The organism is Microbacterium alkaliflavum (genome assembly GCF_044325405.1).
Lineage (GTDB): Bacteria > Actinomycetota > Actinomycetes > Actinomycetales > Microbacteriaceae > Microbacterium > Microbacterium alkaliflavum.
Genome location: NZ_JBIQWL010000007.1, coordinates 42,687 through 64,640, shown reverse-complemented (window position 1 = coordinate 64,640; position 21,954 = coordinate 42,687). Strand labels below are relative to the sequence as shown.

Annotated in this window: 21 protein-coding genes; 15 read left to right on the top strand and 6 right to left on the bottom strand. The window is 70.0% G+C overall.

What is annotated here, in order from left to right; all coding sequences use genetic code 11:
• The first annotated feature begins 11 nt into the window (after positions 1–11).
• On the top strand, positions 12–1,292 hold the full coding sequence (locus ACH3VR_RS17035) for an ABC transporter substrate-binding protein (RefSeq protein ID WP_397557522.1): 1,281 nt from the start codon (positions 12–14) through the stop codon (positions 1,290–1,292).
• Between the two features lie 131 nt (positions 1,293–1,423).
• Here ACH3VR_RS17035 and ACH3VR_RS17030 read toward each other — a convergent pair whose 3' ends face one another.
• The 4 genes from ACH3VR_RS17030 to ACH3VR_RS17015 are packed head-to-tail and all read right to left on the bottom strand — an operon-like array spanning position 1,424 to position 5,471.
• Entirely contained in the window at positions 1,424–2,215 is a 792-nt protein-coding gene (locus tag ACH3VR_RS17030) for an ABC transporter ATP-binding protein (protein ID WP_397557521.1), read from the bottom strand.
• A complete protein-coding gene (locus tag ACH3VR_RS17025; protein WP_397557520.1) occupies positions 2,212–3,201 on the bottom strand; it encodes an ABC transporter ATP-binding protein in 990 nt (329 codons plus the stop codon). The genes ACH3VR_RS17030 and ACH3VR_RS17025 overlap by 4 nt, the downstream gene beginning before the upstream one ends.
• Positions 3,191–4,177, bottom strand: coding sequence for a branched-chain amino acid ABC transporter permease (locus ACH3VR_RS17020; protein WP_397557519.1), 987 nt, complete (start codon positions 4,175–4,177; stop codon positions 3,191–3,193). Before ACH3VR_RS17020 ends, ACH3VR_RS17025 begins: the two co-directional genes overlap by 11 nt.
• A gap of 4 nt (positions 4,178–4,181) precedes the next feature.
• Positions 4,182–5,471 (bottom strand): ABC transporter permease subunit, encoded by a 1,290-nt coding sequence (locus ACH3VR_RS17015; RefSeq protein ID WP_397557518.1) that lies wholly within the window; start codon positions 5,469–5,471, stop codon positions 4,182–4,184.
• A 288-nt stretch (positions 5,472–5,759) separates the two neighbouring features.
• Here ACH3VR_RS17015 and guaB point away from each other — a divergent pair, with 288 nt between their 5' ends.
• Both guaB and ACH3VR_RS17005 read left to right on the top strand, forming a co-directional pair.
• Positions 5,760–7,262, top strand: a complete 1,503-nt coding sequence (gene guaB, locus ACH3VR_RS17010; protein WP_397557517.1) for an IMP dehydrogenase — start codon at positions 5,760–5,762, stop codon at positions 7,260–7,262.
• A 20-nt stretch (positions 7,263–7,282) separates the two neighbouring features.
• A complete protein-coding gene (locus ACH3VR_RS17005) occupies positions 7,283–7,924 on the top strand; it encodes a TMEM175 family protein (protein ID WP_397557516.1) in 642 nt (213 codons plus the stop codon).
• A gap of 35 nt (positions 7,925–7,959) precedes the next feature.
• On the opposite strand, the gene ACH3VR_RS17000 is transcribed toward ACH3VR_RS17005, so the two are convergent.
• Entirely contained in the window at positions 7,960–9,408 is a 1,449-nt protein-coding gene (locus tag ACH3VR_RS17000; RefSeq protein WP_397557515.1) for a DHA2 family efflux MFS transporter permease subunit, read from the bottom strand.
• Between the two features lie 83 nt (positions 9,409–9,491).
• On the opposite strand from ACH3VR_RS17000, the gene ACH3VR_RS16995 reads away from it, so the two are divergent.
• From ACH3VR_RS16995 to ACH3VR_RS16950, 10 genes are all read left to right on the top strand, one after another.
• A complete protein-coding gene (locus tag ACH3VR_RS16995; RefSeq protein WP_397557514.1) occupies positions 9,492–10,133 on the top strand; it encodes a TetR/AcrR family transcriptional regulator in 642 nt (213 codons plus the stop codon).
• 40 nt (positions 10,134–10,173) lie between these two features.
• The gene (locus ACH3VR_RS16990) at positions 10,174–10,458 is read left to right on the top strand and encodes a DUF2277 domain-containing protein (protein ID WP_397557513.1); all 285 of its coding nucleotides are present in this window, start codon (positions 10,174–10,176) and stop codon (positions 10,456–10,458) included.
• A gap of 48 nt (positions 10,459–10,506) precedes the next feature.
• On the top strand, positions 10,507–12,195 hold the full coding sequence (locus ACH3VR_RS16985; protein ID WP_397557512.1) for an ABC-F family ATP-binding cassette domain-containing protein: 1,689 nt from the start codon (positions 10,507–10,509) through the stop codon (positions 12,193–12,195).
• A 47-nt stretch (positions 12,196–12,242) separates the two neighbouring features.
• On the top strand, positions 12,243–13,361 hold the full coding sequence (locus ACH3VR_RS16980) for a GuaB3 family IMP dehydrogenase-related protein (RefSeq protein WP_397557614.1): 1,119 nt from the start codon (positions 12,243–12,245) through the stop codon (positions 13,359–13,361).
• A 98-nt stretch (positions 13,362–13,459) separates the two neighbouring features.
• Positions 13,460–14,272, top strand: a complete 813-nt coding sequence (locus ACH3VR_RS16975) for an SURF1 family protein (RefSeq protein ID WP_397557613.1) — start codon at positions 13,460–13,462, stop codon at positions 14,270–14,272.
• 10 nt (positions 14,273–14,282) lie between these two features.
• Entirely contained in the window at positions 14,283–14,813 is a 531-nt protein-coding gene (locus ACH3VR_RS16970; protein ID WP_397557511.1) for a DUF3817 domain-containing protein, read from the top strand.
• A gap of 23 nt (positions 14,814–14,836) precedes the next feature.
• Positions 14,837–16,420: a glutamine-hydrolyzing GMP synthase gene (guaA, locus tag ACH3VR_RS16965; protein WP_397557510.1), complete on the top strand. Its 1,584-nt coding sequence runs from the start codon at positions 14,837–14,839 to the stop codon at positions 16,418–16,420.
• A 126-nt stretch (positions 16,421–16,546) separates the two neighbouring features.
• The gene (locus ACH3VR_RS16960) at positions 16,547–17,647 is read left to right on the top strand and encodes a hypothetical protein (protein WP_397557509.1); all 1,101 of its coding nucleotides are present in this window, start codon (positions 16,547–16,549) and stop codon (positions 17,645–17,647) included.
• Positions 17,648–17,726: 79 nt separating this feature from the next.
• Positions 17,727–18,350 carry a ClpP family protease gene (locus tag ACH3VR_RS16955; RefSeq protein ID WP_397557508.1) on the top strand — a complete coding sequence of 208 codons (624 nt, stop codon included), beginning with the start codon at positions 17,727–17,729 and terminating at the stop codon, positions 18,348–18,350.
• Complete coding sequence (locus ACH3VR_RS16950; protein WP_397557507.1) at positions 18,347–18,952, top strand: ClpP family protease; 606 nt, start codon at positions 18,347–18,349, stop codon at positions 18,950–18,952. The genes ACH3VR_RS16955 and ACH3VR_RS16950 overlap by 4 nt, the downstream gene beginning before the upstream one ends.
• On the opposite strand, the gene ACH3VR_RS16945 is transcribed toward ACH3VR_RS16950, so the two are convergent.
• Positions 18,934–19,266: a helix-turn-helix domain-containing protein gene (locus ACH3VR_RS16945; protein ID WP_397557506.1), complete on the bottom strand. Its 333-nt coding sequence runs from the start codon at positions 19,264–19,266 to the stop codon at positions 18,934–18,936. The genes ACH3VR_RS16950 and ACH3VR_RS16945 overlap by 19 nt on opposite strands.
• Positions 19,267–19,449: 183 nt before the next feature.
• Here ACH3VR_RS16945 and ACH3VR_RS16940 point away from each other — a divergent pair, with 183 nt between their 5' ends.
• Together ACH3VR_RS16940 and ACH3VR_RS16935 are read left to right on the top strand one after the other, a co-directional pair.
• Positions 19,450–20,820: a glycosyltransferase gene (locus tag ACH3VR_RS16940; protein WP_397557505.1), complete on the top strand. Its 1,371-nt coding sequence runs from the start codon at positions 19,450–19,452 to the stop codon at positions 20,818–20,820.
• 228 nt (positions 20,821–21,048) lie between these two features.
• Positions 21,049–21,930: a hypothetical protein gene (locus ACH3VR_RS16935; protein ID WP_397557504.1), complete on the top strand. Its 882-nt coding sequence runs from the start codon at positions 21,049–21,051 to the stop codon at positions 21,928–21,930.
• The last annotated feature ends 24 nt before the right edge of the window (positions 21,931–21,954 follow it).

The following is a 21,954-nucleotide window of genomic DNA, read 5'->3' as shown; positions in this document are numbered from 1 at the left end:
CAAGGAGCAAAATGAGCGTCTTCCACCGCTCGCGTAAGGCCGGGGTCCTCGGCGCCATCGCGATCGCCGGCGCCAGCGCCCTCATCCTCGCCGGATGCTCCGGCGGCGGATCGGGCTCGGAGTCGAGCGCAGCGCCGTCCGAGAACGTCGATCTCAGCCTGAAGATCGGCACCATCCTTCCGCAGACCGGAACCCTCGCGTTCCTCGGCCCGCCCGAGGAGGCCGGTGTCGGCCTTGCCGCGCAGGACATCAACGACGCCGCCGTCGGCATCACGATCCCGGACATCATCTGGGGCGACTCTGGTGACACCGACAACAAGGCCTACGCGACGACCATCCAGAAGCTCATCTCGGAGGGCGTCTCGGCTGCCATCGGCGCCGCCTCGTCGGGTGTGACGAAGCTCTTCCTCGACGACGCCGTCGCTGCGGGCATCATCACCTTCTCGCCGGCCAATACGTCGCTCGATTTCACCAACTGGGACGACAACAACCTCTACTGGCGCACGGCTCCGTCCGACACGCTCCAGGGCGAGGTCCTCGGCAACCTCGTCGCCGAGGACGGCCACGAGAACGTCGCGGTCCTGTACCAGAACGACTCCTACGGCACGGGCCTGAACAAGGTGTTCCAGGACACCTTCACGGGCGCGGGCGGAAAGATCGTCGCGGAGCAGTCGTACAACACGGGCGACACGACCTTCGACGCGCAGCTCAGCGCGCTGCTGGCCTCCAACCCCGACGCCATCGTCCTGATCACGTTCGACCAGATCTACACGATCGGCCCGGCGCTCCTGGCCGCGGGCTACCCCGCCAAGAACCTGTACCTCGTCGACGGCAACCTGAAGAACTTCGGGTCCGACGCGAAGTGGCCGGCCGGCGTGAGCATGGAAGGCGCCAAGGGCACGACGCCCGCCGGACCCTCCACGCCGAAGGACTTCCAGTCGCGGCTGAACACCTACTGGACGGGCGAGGGCAACACCGCGCTCACGGACTTCTCGTACTCCAACGAGTCGTACGACGCGGTCGTCCTGCTCGCGCTCGCCTCGCTCGCCGCGAACTCGACCGACCCGGCCGACATCGCGAGCAAGCTCCAGGAGGTCTCGGGCGGCTCGGGTGACGGCAAGAAGTGCACGTCGTTCAAGGAGTGCGCCGACATCATCCTCGGCGGTGGCGTCGCGGACTACGACGGCTTCTCCGGTCCGATCACGTTCGACGAGCACGGTGACCCCACCGAGGCCACGGTCGGCATCTTCCAGTACGGCGCCGACAACCTCAACAAGCGCATCGACCAGTAAGTCGACTCGCAGCGAAGGGCCCCGGAGCGATCCGGGGCCCTTCCGCGTCGAGGGCGGTCCGACGGGCCCGCACAGAAGAGAAGAGCGGATGCCGCAGCATCCGCTCTTCTGTTCTTGTCTGTGCAGTCGGGTCAGTCCGCGTCGGCGCCGAGGCTGCCGAGGTAGAGCCCGATGACCTTCGGGTCGTTGAGCAGCTCCCGGCCCGTGCCTTCGTAGGCGTCGCGGCCCTGGTCGAGCACGTAGCCGCGGTCGCAGATCTGCAGGCAGCGGCGCGCGTTCTGCTCGACCATGATCGTCGTGACGCCCGCCTTGTTGATGTCGGAGACGCGGATGAACGCGTCGTCCTGACGGACGGGGCTGAGGCCCGCAGAGGGCTCGTCGAGGAGCAGCACCGACGGATCCATCATGAGCGCGCGGGACATCGCGACCATCTGCCGCTCGCCGCCGGAGAGCGAGCCCGCGCGCTGCTTCAGGCGCTTGCCGAGCTCGGCGAAGATGCCTGTCACGAACTCGAGGCGCTCGGAGTAGCGCCTCGGGTTCTGATACAGCCCCATCTGCAGGTTCTCCTCGATCGTCAGCGAGGGGAAGACGTTGTTCGTCTGCGGCACGAAGCCGACGCCGCGCTGCACGAGCCTGTCGGACTTGAGGCCCACGACGCTCTCGCCGTCGACCGTGATCTCGCCGCTGCGCACCTTGACCATGCCGAAGATCGCCTTGAGCAGCGTCGACTTGCCGGCGCCGTTGGGGCCGATGATGCCGATGAGCTCGCCCTTGCGCGCGACGAGGTTGGCGCCGTTGATGATGTTGATGCCGGGCAGGTAGCCGGCGAGGAGGTCGGTGACCTGCACGACGACCTCGTCGGTCTCCACCGTGCCGGTCGAGGCGCCCAGGTCGGGCGTGGAGCCCGTGGAAGCGTCGGTCATCTGTTCTCCTCTTCGGCCTCGGCGATCGATGCGGCCTCTTCGTCCCTGATCTCCTCGAGCAGCTCGAGGGCGGACGTGTCGAGCTCGCCTGCGACGCGGTGCGTCACGACGCCGAGGTCGACGTCCTGGTGGCTGCCGAGATAGGCGTCGACGACGGCCTGGTCCTGCATCACGGTGTCGGGCGGGCCCTCGGCCACGACGCGGCCTTCGGCCATGACGACGACCCAGTCGGCGATGTGACGCACCATGTGCATGTCGTGCTCGACGAAGAGCACCGTCATGCCGAGGTCTTTCAGATCGAGGATGTGGTCGAGCAGAGACTCGGTGAGCGCGGGGTTGACGCCTGCCATCGGCTCGTCGAGCATGACGAGCGTCGGGTCGCTCATGAGCGCCCGCGCCATCTCGAGGAGCTTGCGCTGGCCGCCCGACAGTGACGCCGCGTAATCGTCGGCCTTCGCGTCGAGCTTGAAGCGGCGCAGCAGGTCGACGGCCTTGTCCTCGATGTCGGAGTCCTGCCTGCGCCAGATGGCCGGGATGATGCTCGCCCACAGGCTCTCGCCCTTCTGGCGGGTGGCTCCGAGCTTCATGTTCTCGAGCACTGTCAGCAGCGACAGCGCCTTGGTGAGCTGGAAGGTGCGCACCTGGCCCATGCGGGCGACCTTGAACGACGGGATGCCTGAGAGGTTGGTGCCGTCGAACGACCACGATCCGGAGTTCGGCTTGTCGAAGCCGCACAGCAGGTTGAACAGCGTCGTCTTGCCGGCACCGTTGGGGCCGATGAGGGCGGTGATGGCGTTGCGCGGGATCTCGAGGTGCTCGACGTCGACAGCAGTGAGGCCGCCGAACCGACGGGTCACGTTGTCGACGATGAGGATCGGGTCGACCTTCTCGACACCCGGGACGTTCTCGCCCTTGGCGAGTCCCGTGGTCTTGGGACGACGGATGCTCCCCGTCGTGGGCGTGGGTTCTGAGGCGCTACTTGACAAAGGTCAGCTCCCTCTTGTTGCCGAAGATGCCCTGCGGGCGGAAGATCACGATCAGCATCAGGGCGACGCCGACGAGGATGAAGCGCAGGGTGCCCGCCTGCTGGCTCGACATCGCCGAGATGATCGGGATGTCGGAGTTCGCGAGCGCCGGCAGCACGTTGTCGAGGAAGCCCATGATGACCCAGAAGATGACCGAGCCGACGACGGGGCCGAACACGGTGGCCGCGCCGCCGAGCAGCAGGATCGTCCAGATGAAGAAGGTCAGCGACGTGGTGTAGGTCGCCGGGACGACGGCCGACGGCAAGGCGAACACGACGCCGCCGAGGGCGCCGAAGATGCCGCCGATGATGAGCGCCTGCATCTTGTAGGAGAAGACGTTCTTGCCGAGCGAGCGCACGGCGTCCTCGTCCTCGCGGATGCCCTTGAGCACGCGACCCCACGGGCTGCGCATGAGCGCCCACACGAGGTAGATCGCGATTCCCAGCAGGATGATGCCGAACACGCGTACCCACAGCTGATCCTGCGTCCACGTCCACGGGCCGAAGCCGTATGTGCCGTCGGGGAAGGGGTTCGCGGCGCGGAAGCCCGCGTGGTAGCCGCCGAGACCGTCGGCGGAGTTCGTGAACTCGTCGAAGAGCTGGGTCGTCAGCAGCAGTCGCACGATCTCGGCCGCCGCGATCGTCACGATGGCGAGATAGTCCGCTCTCAGCCGCAGGGTCGGGATGCCGAGGATGACGGCGAAGATCGCCGCCGCGATGCAGCCGATGATGATGCCGAGCCACCACGGAAGGCCGAAGCTCAGGATCGAGATGGCGTAGCCGTAGGCGCCGAGGGCCATGAAGCCGGCCATACCGAAGTTGAGCAGGCCCGTGTAGCCGAAGTGCACGGCAAGACCCGTCGCGGCGAGCGCGTACGCGATCGTCTCCGGGCTGAAGATCCAGTACGCCGTGTTGTTGAGAATCTGTCCCCAGTCCATGGCGCTAGCCCAACCTCTCCTTGCGCCCGAGGATGCCCTGGGGTCTGACGAGCAGAATGATGATCAGCACGGCGAGCGCGCCGACGTACTTCATGTCGGACGGGATCCACAGCGTCGAGACCTCGACGAGGATGCCCACGATGAGCGAGCCGATGAGGGCTCCGAAGGCGGTGCCGAGGCCGCCGAGCGTCACCGACGCGAAGATCAGCAGCAGCACCTGAGTGCCCATGTCCCACGCGACCCCGGGACGGAAGTACGCCCACAGCACGCCGGCGATGGCGGCGAGCGCCGCGGCGAGGATCCACACGATGCGGATGACGCGGTCGACGTTGATTCCGGATGCCGCGGCCAGACCAGGATTGTCGCTGATCGCGCGCGTCGCCTTGCCGATGCGGGTGCGCAGAAGCCAGTACGCGACGGCGATGAGAAGGATGATGCTGGTGGCCATCGAGACCGCGTCGATCCACGAGATCGAGATGGGACCGATGTGGATGTCTCGTCCCGCGCCTGCGCCGGGCAGCTGGTACGTGCCGCCCCCGATGAAGAACTGGTAGGTGTAGCGCAGGGCGAGGGAGAGGCCGATGCTCACGATCATGAGCTGGACCAGGCCCAGCCCCTTTCTTCGGAGGGGTTTCCACAAGCCCGCATCCAACGTCCACCCGAGCGCCCCGCCCAGCACGACGACGAGCGGCAGCACGAGCCACATGGGCCACGCGAGCCAGACGCCGAAGACGAGGGCCATGATCGCGCCGAAGGTCAGCATCTCGCCGTGGGCGAAGTTGCTGAGGCCCGTCGTGCCGAAGATGAGCGAGACGCCGATCGAGGCGAGCGCGAGCAGCAGGCCGAAGTTCAGGCCGTTCATCAGCCGGTCGAGCAGCTGGTCCCAGATGGATACCGTCTGCCTGACTCCCTCGCCGAGGAAGAGGTTGATGATCTTGGTGTTGGTGAGGCCGAATTGCACCTCCTGCGACGCGGAGTCGCCCTTCACGATCACGCCCTTGGGAAGCGTCGACTCGTCGACGCTGAGCGTGTACTTCCCCTTCTCGGGCACGTACAGGCGCCACTTGCCCTCGGCGTCGGTCTTGGTCTCGGCCTTGAATCCGTTGCCCTCGACCGACACGACGACAGCCTCGAGAGGCTTGCCCTGGTAGGTGATGACACCCGCGAAGTAGAAGTCGGTCTTCTCCTGGTCGTCGCCGGGCGCGGCGTGCGCGCCGGACGCGCCCATGAAGACCATCGCGGCTGCGAGCAGGACGCCGATGAGCGCCGCCACCCACGGGGCGGCACGCCGCATGGTGCTAGTCGTAGGACCCACAGAACCTCCCAGGTACGGCACAGCGCACACCGAAGCTCCGGGTCGCATCGGCCGTGATGAACGACGCTATGAGCCTAATGTGTCAGCGGTGTTTCGCTCAGGAGCCGCTGTGGATACGTGATGCAATCGCGATCCCGCGCCGGTGCGGGGCCGCTCTCGGGAATGTTTCACAGGTGCGCTCGCTTAGAATCGAGTACGGAGCGTTACCCTGCGCACCGGCCGTCGTCGTCCACACTCGAGCAACGCGCCGCGCGCGCAGGAGAACCCATGGAGCACAACGACCCCTTCGGCTTCGTCGGACTCACGTACGACGATGTCCTGCTGCTGCCCGGGCACACGGACGTCATCCCCAGTGAGGCCGACACGTCGTCCCGTGTGACGCGACGGATCACCGTCGCGACGCCGCTCCTGTCTGCCGCCATGGACACCGTCACCGAGGCCCGCCTGGCGATCGCGATCGCGCGCGAGGGCGGTATCGGCATCATCCACCGCAACCTCTCGATCGAGGACCAGGCGTCGATGGTCGATCGCGTCAAGCGCAGCGAGTCGGGCATGATCACCGACCCGATCACGACGACCCCCGACGCCACCATCGAAGAGGTCGACGCGCTCTGCGCGCAGTACCGCATCTCCGGCCTTCCCGTCGTCGACGAGCAGGACCACCTCGTGGGCATCGTGACGAACCGCGACATGCGCTTCGTGTCGGGCTTCGAGCGTCAGACGACGAAGGTCCGCGACGTCATGACGACGGAGAACCTCGTCACCGGCCACGTCGGCATCAGCGCGGGCGAGGTCATCGCCCTGTTCGCCCAGCACCGCGTCGAGAAGCTGCCGCTCATCGACGACGACGGCACGCTCGCGGGCCTCATCACGATCAAGGACTTCGACAAGAGCGAGAAGTACCCCCTCGCGACGAAGGACGAGCATGGCCGGCTGCGCGTCGGCGCCGCCATCGGGTTCTTCGGCGACGCCTGGGAGCGTGCCGAGGCGCTCCGCGACGCGGGGGTCGACGTCATCGTCGTCGACACGGCCAACGGGCAGTCCGCGGGCGTCATCGACATGGTCCGCCGGCTCAAGGCCGACGCATCCTTCGCCGACATCGACGTCATCGGCGGCAACGTCGCGACGCGTGAGGGCGCGCAGGCGCTCATCGACGCGGGTGTGGATGCCGTCAAGGTCGGCGTGGGCCCGGGCTCGATCTGCACGACGCGCGTCGTGGCAGGTGTCGGCGTGCCCCAGGTGACCGCGATCTACGAGGCGTCGCTCGCGGCGCGCGAGGCGGGCGTCCCGGTGATCGCCGACGGCGGTCTGCAGTACTCCGGCGACATCGCCAAGGCGCTCGTCGCCGGTGCCGACACCGTCATGCTCGGCTCGCTCCTCGCGGGCACCGACGAGTCGCCGGGCGAGATCGTGTTCCAGGCTGGCAAGCAGTTCAAGCAGTATCGCGGCATGGGCTCGCTCGGCGCGCTGCAGACGCGTGGCAAGAAGACGTCGTACTCGAAGGATCGCTACTTCCAGGCCGACGTGCCCAGCGACGACAAGCTCATCCCGGAGGGCATCGAGGGTCAGGTCGCATACCGCGGTCCCGTCTCTGCGGTCGCGTACCAGCTCGTCGGGGGCCTGCGTCAGTCGATGTTCTACGTCGGCGCCCGCACGGTCGACGAGCTCAAGGCCAAGGGCAAGTTCGTCCGCATCACGGCCGCGGGTCTCAAGGAGTCGCACCCGCATGACGTGCAGATCGTCGTCGAGGCGCCCAACTACAAGCGCTGAGCGTTCGCTAGCCTGAGCGGGTGATCCGCCGCAGGCATGCGCTCGCGACCGAGTCGACCCGTCGGCTCGAGGCCTTCACCGACGGTGTCTTCGCGATCGCGGCGACGCTCCTCGTGCTCGATCTCACGAGCCACTCGCTGGGCGAGGTGGATTCGGACGGCGAGCTGTGGAGTGCGCTCGGCGGGATGGGCGGCCTCTTCGTCAACTTCCTGCTGAGCTTCGGGCTGCTGTGCCTGCTGTGGATGATCCACGTGCAGCAGTTCGAGCACATCGCTCGCGTCGACTCCGTCGTGCTGTGGCTCAACAGCGCCCGCCTGCTGTTCATCGTGCTCGTGCCGTTCGCGACGGGGCTCATGACGGAGTACGCGGACTATCTCGCCGGCCGGCTCGCGATGCCGCTCGTCTTCTTCTTCGCGATCCTCGCGAGCTGGCTCCAGTACCGCTGGGTCCTGCGCAACCGCGACGTCATGATGCCCGACCTGAGCGATGACGACGCCAAGGTCTACGGCCGCGGATCGCTGAGCGCCCTCATCATCGCCGCTGTCGTCGTCGTGCTGGCGGCGTTCATCGGGTCATGGGCGTTCCTGCTCTTCCTCCTCGACGGCACCTTCACGCGCGCGCTGCTCGGTCGCCGGAGACGCGCGGAGGCGGCGGGCTCCTGAGGAGCCCACCGCCTCGCACGGTGCCGTAGGCGAGATCAGACCGTCGCGAGCTCCTGCTCGGCGGTCGCCTCGCGTGAGGCATCCCCTCCGCGAACTGCCCGACCCGACGGAAGCCACACCGCCGCGACGGCGGCGACGAAGAGCACGGCGGCGCCCGTGAGCACGGCGGGGCGCGCGGCGTCGACGTAGAGGTCGGGCTGCAGTGCGCCGCCCGCTCCGACGAAGATCGCGGTCATGACGGCGGTGCCCAGGGCGATGCCGATCTCGCGGATCGTCGAGTTGACGCCCGACGCCTTCGCGTGGTCGAGCACGCCGAGGGTCGCCAGGAGCGCCGTCGCCGACGGCGCGAAGACGAGGCCCATGCCGACGCCCGCGAGGATGAACGGCGCGACGAGCTCGATGTAGTCGAGCGTCGCCGACATCGTGAGGCCGATCCAGGCGAGCGCGATGCCCTGCAGCACGAGGCCGACGAGCATGAGGATGCGGGTGCCCACGCGCGGTGCGATGATGCCGGCGAGCGGGGCGACGAACATGGGCGCGAGCGTCCACGGCGTCGTCTGCACGGCCGCCTCGAGCGGCGTCGAGCCCTGCACGACCTGCATGTACTGGATCAGGATGAACACGGCGCCGAAGGTGCCGAAGCTGAAGCCGAAGCCCACGACGTTGGTCAGCGTGAACGAGCGGTCGCGGAAGAGGCGCAGCGGCACGAGCGGTGCCTTGGCCCGCAGCTGCCAGAGCACGAAGCCGACGAGCAGCACCGTGCCGACGACGAGCTCGGCGATGACGGAGAACGACGACCAGCCGTCGTCGTTGCCGCGCACGATCGCGTGGACGAGTGCGAGCACGCCGACCGCGGCGAGGATCGCACCGACGACGTCGATGCGTGCGCGTGCGCCGAAGTCGTTGTTCAGCGCGAAGAAGGCGAAGGGGATCGCGACGATCGCGACGGGGACGTTGATCCAGAAGATGGCCTGCCAGTTCCAGCCCTCCATGACGGCGCCGCCGACGAGCGGGCCGACCGCGACGCCGAGGCCCGAGATGCCGCCCCACAGGCCGATCGCGAGGGGCCGGCGCTCGGGGGCGACGCCGCCCGAGATGAGGGCGAGCGAGAGGGGCATGACGCCCGCGCCGCCGAAGCCCTGCAGCGCGCGCGCCGCGATGAGCTGCGTCGGGTCGGTGCTGAGGGCGGCCAGGACCGATCCCACGCCGAAGATCGCGATGCCCGCGATGAAGACGGTGCGCCGGCCGAAGCGGTCGCCGAGTGCCGACGCGACCAGGATCGCGCTCGCGAAGGCGAGCGTGTACGCATTGACGAACCACTGCAGCTCTTCGACGCTCGCGCCGAGCTGCTGATGCAGCACGGGGAGCGCGTTGGTCATGACGAGGTTGTCGAGGGTCGCCATGAACATCGGGATGGATGCCGCGGCCACGACGAGCCCGAAGGCTCGCCTGCGGGTCGGGGTCGGGGTGAGGACGTCGCTCATCGGATGCTCCTTTCCGGGTTGTTGTAATCGGATGATTACTAAGACGAGGCTCAATGTAGTAATCCGCTGATAACATGTCAAGCGTGAACGCGAATCAGGAGACGACGACGGTGTCGCGACCCGAGACCGCCGGCCGGCGGATGAGCTCGGACGAGCGCCGCGAGCAGATCATCGCCGCAGCCATCGCCGTGTTCGGGGCGCGCGGGTACGAGGGGACGACGACCGACGACGTCGCCCGCACCGCGGGCGTGAGCCAGCCCTACGTCGTGCGGTTGTTCGGCACGAAGGAGAGCCTGTTCCTCGCCGCGATCCAGGCATCGCGCGACGAGCTGATGCGCGTGTTCCGCGTCGCACTCGAGGACGATTCGTCCGACCGCCCCGTCGCCAAGCGCATCGGCGAGGCGTACGTCGAGCTGCTGAGCGTGCGCGGCCTGCACCAGACGCTGTCGCACGCGTGGCTGCTCGGCGGCCACCCCGTCATCGGGGCGGCCGCCCGCCAGTGCTTCGCCGAGGTGTGGCGGTTCTTCCGCGACGAGGCCGGATTCGACGCCGACGAGGCGCGCAGGTTCCTCGCCGAGGGCATGCTCATCAACGTCATGATCGGCATGCGGCTCGTCGACGACTACGGCTCGGACCCCAGCATCACCGAGCTCTTCCGCGCGTGCTTCCCCACCGAGCTGCCGCACATCCTCGACATCGCGCCCCGCGGCGACGAGCCCTGGTGAGCCTGGCCGGGTGACCGCCGCCCGGCGTATCGTCGGGGGCATGTGCCGCAGCATCCACACCCTCCACAACTTCGAGCCGGCCGCCACCAGCGAAGAGGTGCACGCCGCCGCGCTCCAGTTCGTCCGCAAGATCGCGGGCACGACGAAGCCCTCGAAGGCCAACCAGGACGCCTTCGACCGGGCAGTGCACGAGATCGAGCACATCACGCAGCACCTCCTGCACGACCTCGTGGCAACAGTGCCGCCGAAGAACCGCGAGGAAGAGGCCGAGAAGGCCCGCGCACGCGCTGTGCGCTCCGGCCGCTACGCCGCACCCGCCGCCTGAGGTAGTCTGGTCGGCTCTCCGTCCGCGGGAGCGGACGGAGAGGACATCGTGGGGCACATCGACGTCAGCGGCGTCTCCTACGCGCTGCCCGACGGGCGGCAGCTTCTCGACGAGGTCTCGTTCCGCGTCGGCGAGGGGTCGACGACGGCGCTCATCGGCGCGAACGGCGCCGGCAAGACGACGCTGCTGCGCATGATCCGCGGCGAGGTCGCCCCCGACCAGGGCGCCATCGTCATCGGCGGCGGCCTCGGCGTCATGGACCAGTTCATCGGCCACGGCGGCGCCGACCAGACGGTGCACGACCTGCTCGTCGCGGTCGCGCCCGACCGCATCGCCCACGCGGCGCGCGCACTCGAGGCGGCCGAGAACGCCCTGATCGAGCGTGACGACCTCGAGACGCAGATGACGTATGCGACGGCGCTCGCCGAGTACGCCGAGGCCGGCGGCTACGAGCACGAGACGGTGTGGGACACGTGCACGACGGCGGCGCTCGGCATCCCCTTGTCCCGTGCCCGGTACCGCGACCTGTCGACCCTCTCGGGCGGCGAGCAGAAGAGGCTCGCACTCGAGGCCCTCCTGCGCGGACCCGACGAGGTGCTCCTCCTCGATGAGCCCGACAACTATCTCGACGTGCCCGGCAAGCGCTGGCTCGAAGAGCGGCTGCGCGAGACGCCGAAGACCGTCCTGCTCGTGTCGCACGACCGCGAGCTGCTCGCGCGCGGCGCCGACCGGCTCGTGACCCTCGAGGCGAGCCCCGCGGGCAGCTCCGCGTGGGTGCACGGCGGCGGGTTCGCGACCTATCACCGGGCACGCGAAGACCGGATGCTGCGCCTCGACGAGCTGCGCCGTCGCTGGGACGAGCAGCACGCCAAGCTCAAGGCGCTCGTCGCCGACCTCAAGGTCAAGGCCGCCGCCAACGACGGCTTCGCCTCGCGGTACCGTGCCGCCCAGACGCGGCTGCGACGATTCGAGGAGGCGGGACCGCCCGAGGAGCGCCCGCCCGAGCAGGAGCTCGCACTGCGGCTGCGCGGATCGCGCACCGGCAAGCGCGCCGTCGTGGCTGAGCGGCTCGAGCTCACCGGGCTCATGCAGCCGTTCGACCTCGAGGTGTGGTTCGGCGACCGGGTCGCGGTGCTCGGGTCGAACGGATCCGGCAAGTCGCACTTCCTGCGGCTCCTCGCGCGCGGCGGCAGCGACCCCGACGGGCGCCTCGGCCACATCACGACGGTCGGCTCCGCCCTGGACCCCGTGCCGCATACGGGCCGCGCGATCCTCGGCGCGCGCGTCTCGCCGGGGTGGTTCGCGCAGACGCACCGGCATCCCGAGTTCTCGGGACGGTCGCTGCTGGACATCCTGCATCGCGGCGACGACACGAGATCCGGGATGCCTCGCGATGCCGCGAGCTCGGCACTCGACCGCTATGGGCTCGTCCGCCAGGCCGAGCAGGCGTTCGACACGCTGTCGGGCGGTCAGCAGGCGCGGTTCCAGATCCTGCTGCTCGAGCTGTCAGGCGCGACGCTGCTGCTCCTGGACGAGCCGACCGACAACCTCGACCTCGTGTCGGCCGAGGCGCTGGAGGACGCGCTCGGCCGCTTCGAGGGGACCGTCGTCGCCGTGACGCACGACCGCTGGTTCGCGCGCTCGTTCGACCGCTTCCTCGTCTTCGGCGAGGACGGCCGCGTGCGCGAGACGCCCGAGCCCGTGTGGGACGAGCGCCGCGTCGCCCGCGCCCGTTGACGCTCACGGGGCGCGCGAGGGGCGGCGGGTAGGCTGGGGACGTGAGCATGGACATCGAGCTCGGCCGCGCGAAGCGCGCCCGCCGGGCCTACGCGTTCGACGACATCGCGGTCGTGCCCTCGCGGCGCACGCGCAATCCCGAGGACGTCTCGACGGCCTGGACGATCGACGCCTTCCAGTTCTCGATCCCCGTGCTCGGCGCGCCCATGGACTCGGTCACGAGCCCGCGCACCGCGATCATGCTCGGCCAGCTCGGCGGTCTCGGCGTGCTCGACCTCGAGGGCCTGTGGACGCGTTACGACGACCCCGAGCCGCTGCTCGCCGAGATCGCCCCGCTCCCCGACTCGGCGGCGACGGCGCGCATGCAGGAGCTCTACTCCGAGCCGATCAAGGTCGAGCTCGTGCGCGACCGCCTCGCCGAGATCCGCGCCGCGGGCGTCACGGTCGCCGGCTCCCTCACCCCCCAGCGCACGCAGGAGCTCTACGAGACGGTCGTCGCCGCCGGCGTCGACCTCTTCGTCATCCGCGGCACGACGGTCTCGGCCGAGCACGTGTCGTCGGTCGACCAGCCGCTCAACCTCAAGAAGTTCATCTACGACCTCGACGTCCCCGTCATCGTGGGCGGCGCGGCCACCTACACGGCGGCCCTCCACCTCATGCGCACGGGCGCGGCGGGCGTGCTCGTGGGCTTCGGCGGCGGCGCGGCATCCACGACCCGTGCGACCCTCGGACTGCACGCGCCCATGGCGACGGCCGTCGCCGACGTCGCGGGCGCTCGCCGCGACTACCTCGACGAGTCGGGCGGACGCTACGTGCACGTCATCGCCGACGGCGGCGTCGGCACGTCGGGCGACATCGTCAAGGCGCTCGCGATGGGAGCGGATGCCGTCATGCTCGGCGTCGCGCTCGCGCGCGCGACCGACGCGCCCGGCCTCGGCTACCACTGGGGTCCCGAGGCGCACCACGCCAAGCTCCCGCGCGGCCGCCGCATGAAGATCGAGCAGCTCGTCGACCTCGAGTCGGTGCTGTACGGCCCCGCGCCGGTCGCCGACGGCACGGCCAACCTCATCGGGGCACTGCGCAAGTCGATGGCGACGACGGGCTACTCCGACCTCAAGGAGTTCCAGCGCGTCGAGGTCGTGGTCGCGCCCTACAACGGCGGATGAGCTCTCCGAACGACAACCCCTCGACAGGCTCGGGGACCGCGGGCGGCTCGGGGACCGCAGGCGAGGTGGAGGTCTTCCCGCCGACCCTGCGCGAGGTCATGCTGCGCGGGCGGTGGATCGCGATGCTCGGCTTGTGCCTCGTCGTGGCCGGCATCTTCGCGTGGCTCGGCCAGTGGCAGCTGGGCAGGGCCGTGCAGGTCGACCCCACGCCCGAGGGTGCCACCGAGATCGTGCGCCCGATCGCAGACGTCGTGCAGCCGGGTGAGTACCTCACCGACTCGCTCGTCGGGCAGCGGGTCGAAGTCACCGGAACCTACTTGCCGCAAGACTTCCTCGTCGTCTCGTCGCGGTACAACGACGGCGTCGAGGGCTACTGGGTCACGGGGCAGCTGCGCGTCGACGGCACCGCGTCACCCACGTCGGTCGCGGTCGCGGTCGGCTGGGCTCCGACGCTGGAGAAGGCGCAGGCGGCGGCGAAGAAGCTCGAGGCGGAACCGGCCACCGCCGCCCCCGTCACCGTGACGGGCCGGCTCATCGCCGACGAGGGCCCCGTCACGCCGCCGCGGGGGAGCGATCCTCAGACGATGACGCGGATGTCGCCTGCCGCGCTCCTCGGCCAGTGGCACGATGTGGACGGCCTCGACGTCTACCGCCAGTACGTCGCGTCGGAGTCGGCCTCCGGCGGGCTCGCCGACATCCACTCCTCCCCGCCTCGGCAGGGCTCGGGCGTCAATTGGCTCAACATCTTCTACGCGATCGAGTGGGCCGTGTTCGCCGGCTTCGCCTTCTACCTCTGGTACCGCCTCGCGAAGGATGCCTGGGAGAAGGAGGTCGAGGAGATCGAGGACGCCAGGGCGGAGGCCGCGGGCGCCCCTTCGGGGCCGGGCGGAGACGCGGAATCCGGCGGCTAGACTGGAACCCATGCCCCGCGCCCCGAAACTCGCTTCGTTTCCGGCGATCCGCGGTGCGCTGAGGTTCTACCAGGTCTGCTCGATCATCACGGGCACGATGCTGCTGCTGCTGTGCACCGAGATGATCGTCAAGTACGCCTTCGGGTACGAGCTGTTCCTCGGTGGGTCCGGCGGCTTCCTCTGGTTCGCCCCCGTCATCGAGGGTCCGAACGGCCACGAGTCGACGGGCGACGGACTCAACCTCTCGATGGGCATCCTCGTCGCGCACGGCTGGTTCTACGTCGTGTACCTCTTCTCCTGCTTCCGCGTGTGGAGCCTCATGCGCTGGCACTTCTGGCGCTTCCTCATGCTCGCCGCCGGCGGCATCGTGCCGTTCCTCTCGTTCTTCCTCGAGGCGCGCGTCGCGCGTGAGGTCAAGCAGTACCTCGCCGAGCGCGAGGCCGCCGAGCGCGACGGCGCCGGCCAGACCCACGACCTCGCGGCGCACTCGACGCTGACGCAGAACATCCCCACCGAGCAGCGCGAGCGCCCGCTCATCTGACCCGCTCCGACAGAAGGCAGCCGTTGACCGAGCAGACCGAGACCTCCCAGCGACCCGTCCTCGTCGTCGACTTCGGCGCGCAGTACGCCCAGCTCATCGCGCGCCGCGTGCGCGAGGCGGGCGTCTACAGCGAGATCGTCCCCCACACCGCGTCGGCCGCCGACATCGCCGCCAAGAACCCCGTCGGCATCATCCTGTCCGGCGGCCCCTCGTCGGTGTACGAAGAAGGAGCGCCGGCGCTCGACACGGGGGTCTTCGACCTCGGCGTGCCGACGCTCGGCATCTGCTACGGCTTCCAGGTCATGGCACAGGCCCTCGGCGGAGAGGTCGCCAACACGGGACTCCGCGAGTACGGGGCGACGGATGCCTCGCTCTCGGGCGACGGCGGTGTGCTTCTGGGGGGTCAGCCGGCCGACCAGAACGTCTGGATGAGCCACGGCGATCAGGTCTCGCGGGCACCCGAGGGCTTCGACGTGCTCGCCTCGACGCCCGCGACCCCCGTCGCCGCGTTCGGCAGCGACGAGCGCCGGTTCTACGGCGTGCAGTGGCATCCCGAGGTCAAGCACTCCGACCACGGCCAGCAGGTCATCGAGAACTTCCTGCACAAGGCCGCGGGCCTTCCCGCCGACTGGAACAGCGGCAACGTCATCGCCGAGCAGGTCGCGCGCATCCGCGAGCAGGTCGGCTCGGGGCGCGTGCTCTCGGCGCTGTCCGGCGGTGTCGACTCCGCAGTCTCGACGGCCCTCGTGCACGAGGCGGTCGGCGACCAGCTCGTCGCCGTGTTCGTCGACCACGGACTTCTTCGCAAGGGCGAGCGCGAGCAGGTCGAGCAGGACTATGTCGCCTCGACGGGCGTGCGCCTCGTCACGGTCGACGCACGCGAGCAGTTCCTGAACGCGCTCGCCGGTGTGAGCGACCCCGAGCAGAAGCGCAAGATCATCGGCCGGGAGTTCATCCGCGCGTTCGAGCAGGTGCAGGCTGACCTCGTCGCCGAGGCGGCGGCGGAGGGCGAGCCCATCCGCTTCCTCGTGCAGGGCACGCTGTACCCCGACGTCGTCGAGTCGGGCGGCGGCACGGGCACGGCGAACATCAAGTCGCACCACAACGTCGGCGGCCTGCCCGAAGACCTGCAGTTCGAGCTCGTCGAGCCGCTGCGCACCCTCTTCAAGGACGAGGTGCGCGCGATCGGCCGCGAACTCGGCCTGCCCGAGGTCATCGTGTCGCGCCAGCCCTTTCCGGGCCCCGGCCTCGGCATCCGGATCGTGGGTGAGGTCACCGCTGACCGCCTCGAGATTCTGCGTGACGCCGACGCGATCGCGCGCGAGGAGCTGACCCGTGCGGGGCTCGACGGCGAGATCTGGCAGTGCCCCGTCGTGCTCCTGGCCGACGTGCGCTCGGTGGGCGTGCAGGGCGACGGCCGCACGTACGGGCATCCCATCGTGCTGCGTCCCGTCTCGTCGGAAGACGCGATGACCGCGGACTGGACGCGCCTGCCCTACGACGTGCTCTCGAAGATCTCGAACCGCATCACGAACGAGGTGCGCGAGGTCAACCGGGTCGTGCTCGACGTGACGTCCAAGCCCCCGGGGACGATCGAGTGGGAGTGAGCTGAAGGGCCGGAGCGATGCTCCGGCCCTTCGCCTTTCCCGAGGCCGTCGGCGGTCGTGCCGGCGCGGGGCTAAGCTGACGCCACGCCTCGGCTGGGGCAGCCGATCTGGGAAGGCGGTCCGGGGATGGACGATCAGCCTGCTCCCGCGGGGAATGCCGCGGAATCGCCGCCGCCCACTCCCGAGCAGCCCGCAGCCGGAGAGGCCGGAGCGCCCGGAGCCCCTCCGCCTGCGGACGAGCTCGGAGCCCTTCCGCCCGCGGACCAGCCCGGCCTCGGAGAAGCCGAAGAGCCCGGTCTGCGTCCGCCCGCGGACCCCTCCCCCCGGCGGTCGCGCGGTGCGGTCGTCGCGATCTCGCTCCTGGCCGTGGCGCTCCTGCTCGCGGTGGGCTTCGGCGCCTGGCTCGCCGTTCAGTTCGTCCAGGCGCAGGATCGGATCTCGGAGCAGGAACGCCGCATCTCGGACCAGCAGGACGAGATCGAGCATCAGAAGGACCTCATCGACGAGAAGGAGTCGTTCGGCGCGGCGATGAACGCTCTCATGGGCACCGCTGCGAAGTTCGACGGTGCCCTCATGGCGACGATCGTCCCCTGGTCCGACTACCAGCTGCTCGTGGACCGGGCGTGGGCGCACCGCTGGGAGGCGTCGAAGGTCGAGGCCGACACCCGTGAGGCCGAAGCCGACGCGGCCGGCCTCGAGACGCTGTTGACCGCGGCGCAGCAGGAGGCGGGCTCCAACGCCACCGGGACGGCCTACGAGTCCACGATCGACCGGCTCGGCGGCGGGTTCGTCCGGTCGGTCGTCGACGAGCAGATCTGCACGGGCAGCGGCGACGGCATCCTCGGCTGCGTGTACGGAAGCGACCCGTACCTCGTCCACTTCGACGCCGGCGGCAACGCGGAGCCGTACATGAACGACGAACTGCGCACGGGGATCGCGTATCACGAGTTCGCCCATGTGCTGCAGTTCACCAACCCCGCCGCGACCGACGCAGCCCTGCCCGCCTTCGACGGCGACTGGGAGGTCATGGCCGACTGCTTCGCGCTGACCTTCCTCGACGGGTGGACCCTCGACCACCGCATCTGGGTCAGCAGCTACGAGTACTGGGACGTCAACATCGGCTACGGCCAGGTCTGCTCGGAGTCGCAGCGCCAGACCGTCCGCGACTGGTACGCGGGACTCGGAGTCGCACCTCGGACTCTCGAGGTGGGCGGCACCCCCGAGTGACCTGAGCGATCTGCCCGAGGCAGAGCCGCCGCCGGCAGAACCCGACCCGCGGCGAGAGACCGCGGCGCAGTCTAAGGGCATGGCTGAAGAAGGAAAGATCCCGCACTTCGGGGCCGAGGCGCGACGCGAGCTGTTCCACCAGCGCGTGCTCGTGCTCGACGGTCCGCTCGACGACGACAACGGCACCCTGATCGCGACGCAGCTGCTGGCGCTCGCAGCGGGGGACGAGGCATCCGACATCGCCCTGTGGATCCATTCGCCGGGCGGTTCCGTGCCGTCGATGCTCGCGATCCGCGACGTCATGAGGCTCATCCCCAACGACGTCGCGACGCTCGCGCTCGGGCTGGCGTGCAGCGCCGGGCAGTTCCTCCTGTCGGCGGGCGCGCGAGGCAAGCGCCGGGCCCTGCCGCACGCGCGCATCCTCATGCACCAGGGGTCGGCCGGCATCGGCGGCTCGGCGGTCGAGGTCGAGGTGCAGGCCGACGACCTGCGCCACATGCGCGACACCGTCCTCGGGCTCATCTCCGACGACACCGGGCAGTCCCGCGCGCGCATCTTCGAGGACTCACTCCACGACCGCTGGTACACGGCGCAGCAGGCGCTCGACTACGGCTTCATCGACGGCATCGTGACCGACTTCGCGCAGGTCGTCCCGCGCCGCCGCCGACCCGCGGGCCTCGGGATCGAGGAGGTGGCGGCATGAGCTCGTACACGATCCCCAGCGTCGTGGCGCAGCATCCACGAGGCGACCGCGTCATGGACGTGTACTCGCACCTGCTCACCGAGCGCGTCGTCTACCTCGGCACCGGCATCGACGCGGGCGTCGCGAACGCCCTCATCGCGCAGCTGCTGCACCTCGACGCCGACAACCCCGACCGCGACATCCAGCTCTACATCAACTGCGAGGGCGGAGACCCGGCGGCGATGCTCGCCGTCTACGACACGATGCAGCATGTGCGGCCGGATGTCGCGACCACGGTCGTCGGACAGGCGATCGGCGTCGGGGCCGTCATGCTCGCGGCGGGCGCCGCCGGTAAGCGCGCGGTGCTCCCGCACGCGCGGGTCGTGCTGCACCAGCCCGCGGGACAGGGACGCGGCGCGATCCCCGACCTCATCCTGCAGGCCGACGAGCTCGTGCGGGTGCGCGGCGACGTGGAGCAGATCCTCGCGTTCCACACGGGTCGGGATGCCGCGAAGCTCCGCACCGACACCGACCGCGACCGGGTCTTCACCGCCGCGGACGCCGTCGCCTACGGTCTCGCCGACCGCATCCTGGAGCGTGTCGGTCAGGCGGCGAGGGTGTAGGCCGCGCGCACGCCGACGACCGCGCGCTCCGCTGCCCGGACGCGCAGGTCGTCGGCCACCGCCGCCGTCAGCTCGACGAGCGTGACCTCGAGGGCGCCGGCTACGGCCGCGATCATCTCGCTCGAGGGCTCTTTGAGGCCGCGCTCGATCTCGGACAGGTACTGCGGCGAGACCCCTGCGCGATCGGCGGTGTCGGCGAGGCGCTCGCCCCGCTCGTGCCGCAGGCGGCGGAGCAGGTCGCCGAGGGCATCGCGCCACAGCGGCTCGGGTTCGCGCGGGGTGCGCTTCGAGGGGAGCGGGATGATCTCGGCCATGCGCTCACGATAGGCGGGCGTCACTCCGGCCGCCCAGGGCTTCCGCTCTGAGCAGAACACCAACCCCTTGTGTCGAGCCGATACGGTTGCCACGAGCCGATACGGCTCAGACGGTCCGAACCGTAGCGGCTCGTCACAGCTGTATCGGTTCGCGGCTCTGGGACCCTGGGGGAGGATGGACGGGTGACCGACCTCCTGCCGGACGCGCGCTACCTCGTGCTCGCAAGCCGTCTCCTGCCCGACCGCGACGGCGGATTCACGATCTCGGTGCTGCGCCGTGCGCTCGACATGGCGGCCGCGGGCGCCGAGCCGCTGCTCCTCACGATCGACCCGGGCGAGACCGCCGACCACGACGCCGACCGCGCCGAATGGGTGCGCCGCGGCATGCTGAGCGCCCCCGAGGCCCTGCGGAACCTCTTCGACGACGCGCGCGCCGACCCGTCGTGGCTGCGCGCCGCCGCCCTGGCGGGGCCGATCCCCGGATCGGCGTGGCCGTACCGGCAGATCCGGGATGCCGCCGGCGCGACCGTGCTCGAACTGCCCGTCGTGTCGGGCGACCCGGCGTGGCATCTCACCGACGCGCCGGTGCGCGTCTGGGGCGAGGACGGCCCGATCGGCTGGCTCCCGGGATATGCGGGGCTCTACCGCGCGTGGATCAACGCCGTCGCCGCGCGCTCCGACGACCCGGTCGTGCTCGTGTGCGAGGCCCGTCAGGTGGGCGAGGCGCTCGTCGCTCCGGGCGAGCCGGCGCTCGCTCCCGGCATCCGGATCCTCCACACGACCCACGCCTGCCATGTGCTCGCGCCCTTCCACCCGGATTCGCCGATGGATGCCGCGTGGGAGCGCTGGTTCGCCGTCGCCGACGGGTTCGACGGCGTGCTGTGGCTGACCCCGACGCAGCAGAGCGACGTCGAGCGGCGCCTGGGCGGCGGCATCCGGTCGTTCGTCGTGCCGCACCCCGCGCCCGATGCGCCGGCTCTCGCGCCCGCACCGGTGCACGGGCGCATCCTCGTGCTCAACTCGCTCATCCCGCGCAAGCGGGTCGACCACGTGATCCGCGCGCTCGCGATCGTGCGCGAGACGCGGCCGGAGGCCCACGTCCACGTCTACGGCGACGGCGTGGAGCGCGAGCGGATCGTCGCGCTCGCCGACGAGCTGGGCGTCGCCGAGGCTGTCGTGCTTCGGGGTCACACCTCCGATCCGGGCGAGGCGTGGAGCGAGGCCGACGTCTTCGTGCTGGCCAGCACGAACGAGGGGCAGCCGCTCGTCGTGCTCGAGGCGCTCGCGGCGGGAGTTCCCGTCGTGAGCTACGACATGCCCTACGGCCCGCGCGACACGCTCGCACGCGGGGGCGGGGCGCTCGTCGCCGATGGCGACGTCGACGGGCTCGCCGCAGCGCTCGTCGAGGTGATCGGCGACCGAATGGTGCGCGACCGGCTCTCGATCGAGGGGCAGGCTGCGGCGCAGGACATGGATGCCGCGTCTTCGATGCGGGCCCTGGGCGACGCGGCACGCGTGGCGTTGGACGATCCCGTGGCGCGACCGGGGCGCTGAGCCCCTCGCTGGTTCGGCATCGACCCCTCGGCAAGCTCGGGGACCGGGGAGGTGTCCTGACGGCTGCGCCGTGAACCGTCCCGGATCTCGGCCGGTTGCGACGACACGCCGGGAGGAGGCGCGTTCCGTGCCCCTCCAGCCTCAGGCTGTCGAGATGCGGCACACTTCGCCCGGGGCCGGCGTGTGCCCTGACACCGCGGCGCGGTACGTTCGACCGGGGAGGTGGCGATGGCGCAGAGGACCCGGGAACTGCTCGACGTGATCCTGGTGCACGACGATCCGGTCGCGCGCAACCGGCTCATCACGCAGTGCTATCGCGACATCGCCGACCAGCTCGCGCTCGTCGTGGGCCGCCGCGACCTCAACTGGTTCTCGTTCGGCGCGTGGGCGAGCGGCACGGCGGGTGCCGCGATCCGCGGCGAGCGGATCCCCGTCGACTTCGGCACTTCTCGCAACGTCGCGGCAGGCAACCTCGCGATCATCGCCGACGTCGCCCCCGCCGCGATCTGCTGGCTCGACGAGATCGAACGCGCCGGCGGGCCGACGCCCGACGCGCTCTCCCGCACGCTCGCCGATCCGCTCTTCGGGCGTGCGCCGAAGCTCGCCGAGGCGATCCGCTGCTATCACGAGGCCGCGCTGCTGCTGCCCGGCATCGAGGCCGACCCCGTGCACGACAAGACGGCGGCCGAGCTCATCCTGCTCGGCAACATCCGCATGGGAGAGCACGAGCAGACGGTCGTCGACCGTTTCGTCGACGCCGCGATGCCCCTGGGCGGACCGTTCGGGCTCATCACGACCCGCTTCATCGCGATCGAGACGCCCGACGGCGACATCGACGTGTGCCGCGACGTGCTCGCTCCGGCCTATCTCGCCGGTCAGATCTTCCCCGCCGTGCTGCTCGAGCTCGACAACGTCGACCTCCGGTCCGCGTGCGACGCGTTCGGGCAGTCCCGGGGCACCGACACCTCGGCATCCAACGCCCTGCGCTGGGAGGATTACGACGATCGGATGGGGTTCATCCTCACGTTCTTCCGGGCGTATCAGCGCGACACTCGGTTCTTCGACGTGCCGGCGAGGTACCTGCCCGCACTGCTCGACGGGGCCGCTTGAGCCGAGGCTCCTCGTCGGCTTGGG

Coding starts and splice junctions, on each gene's coding strand:
- ACH3VR_RS17035 (WP_397557522.1), top strand. CDS start 12: ATGAGCGTCTTCCACCGCTCGCGTAAGGCCGGGGTCCTCGGCGCCATC.
- ACH3VR_RS17030 (WP_397557521.1), bottom strand. CDS start 2,215: ATGACCGACGCTTCCACGGGCTCCACGCCCGACCTGGGCGCCTCGACC.
- ACH3VR_RS17020 (WP_397557519.1), bottom strand. CDS start 4,177: ATGGACTGGGGACAGATTCTCAACAACACGGCGTACTGGATCTTCAGC.
- ACH3VR_RS17015 (WP_397557518.1), bottom strand. CDS start 5,471: ATGCGGCGTGCCGCCCCGTGGGTGGCGGCGCTCATCGGCGTCCTGCTC.
- guaB (WP_397557517.1), top strand. CDS start 5,760: ATGGAGCACAACGACCCCTTCGGCTTCGTCGGACTCACGTACGACGAT.
- ACH3VR_RS17000 (WP_397557515.1), bottom strand. CDS start 9,408: ATGAGCGACGTCCTCACCCCGACCCCGACCCGCAGGCGAGCCTTCGGG.
- ACH3VR_RS16990 (WP_397557513.1), top strand. CDS start 10,174: ATGTGCCGCAGCATCCACACCCTCCACAACTTCGAGCCGGCCGCCACC.
- ACH3VR_RS16980 (WP_397557614.1), top strand. CDS start 12,243: ATGGACATCGAGCTCGGCCGCGCGAAGCGCGCCCGCCGGGCCTACGCG.
- ACH3VR_RS16975 (WP_397557613.1), top strand. CDS start 13,460: ATGCTGCGCGGGCGGTGGATCGCGATGCTCGGCTTGTGCCTCGTCGTG.
- ACH3VR_RS16970 (WP_397557511.1), top strand. CDS start 14,283: ATGCCCCGCGCCCCGAAACTCGCTTCGTTTCCGGCGATCCGCGGTGCG.
- ACH3VR_RS16960 (WP_397557509.1), top strand. CDS start 16,547: ATGGACGATCAGCCTGCTCCCGCGGGGAATGCCGCGGAATCGCCGCCG.
- ACH3VR_RS16955 (WP_397557508.1), top strand. CDS start 17,727: ATGGCTGAAGAAGGAAAGATCCCGCACTTCGGGGCCGAGGCGCGACGC.
- ACH3VR_RS16950 (WP_397557507.1), top strand. CDS start 18,347: ATGAGCTCGTACACGATCCCCAGCGTCGTGGCGCAGCATCCACGAGGC.
- ACH3VR_RS16945 (WP_397557506.1), bottom strand. CDS start 19,266: ATGGCCGAGATCATCCCGCTCCCCTCGAAGCGCACCCCGCGCGAACCC.
- ACH3VR_RS16935 (WP_397557504.1), top strand. CDS start 21,049: ATGGCGCAGAGGACCCGGGAACTGCTCGACGTGATCCTGGTGCACGAC.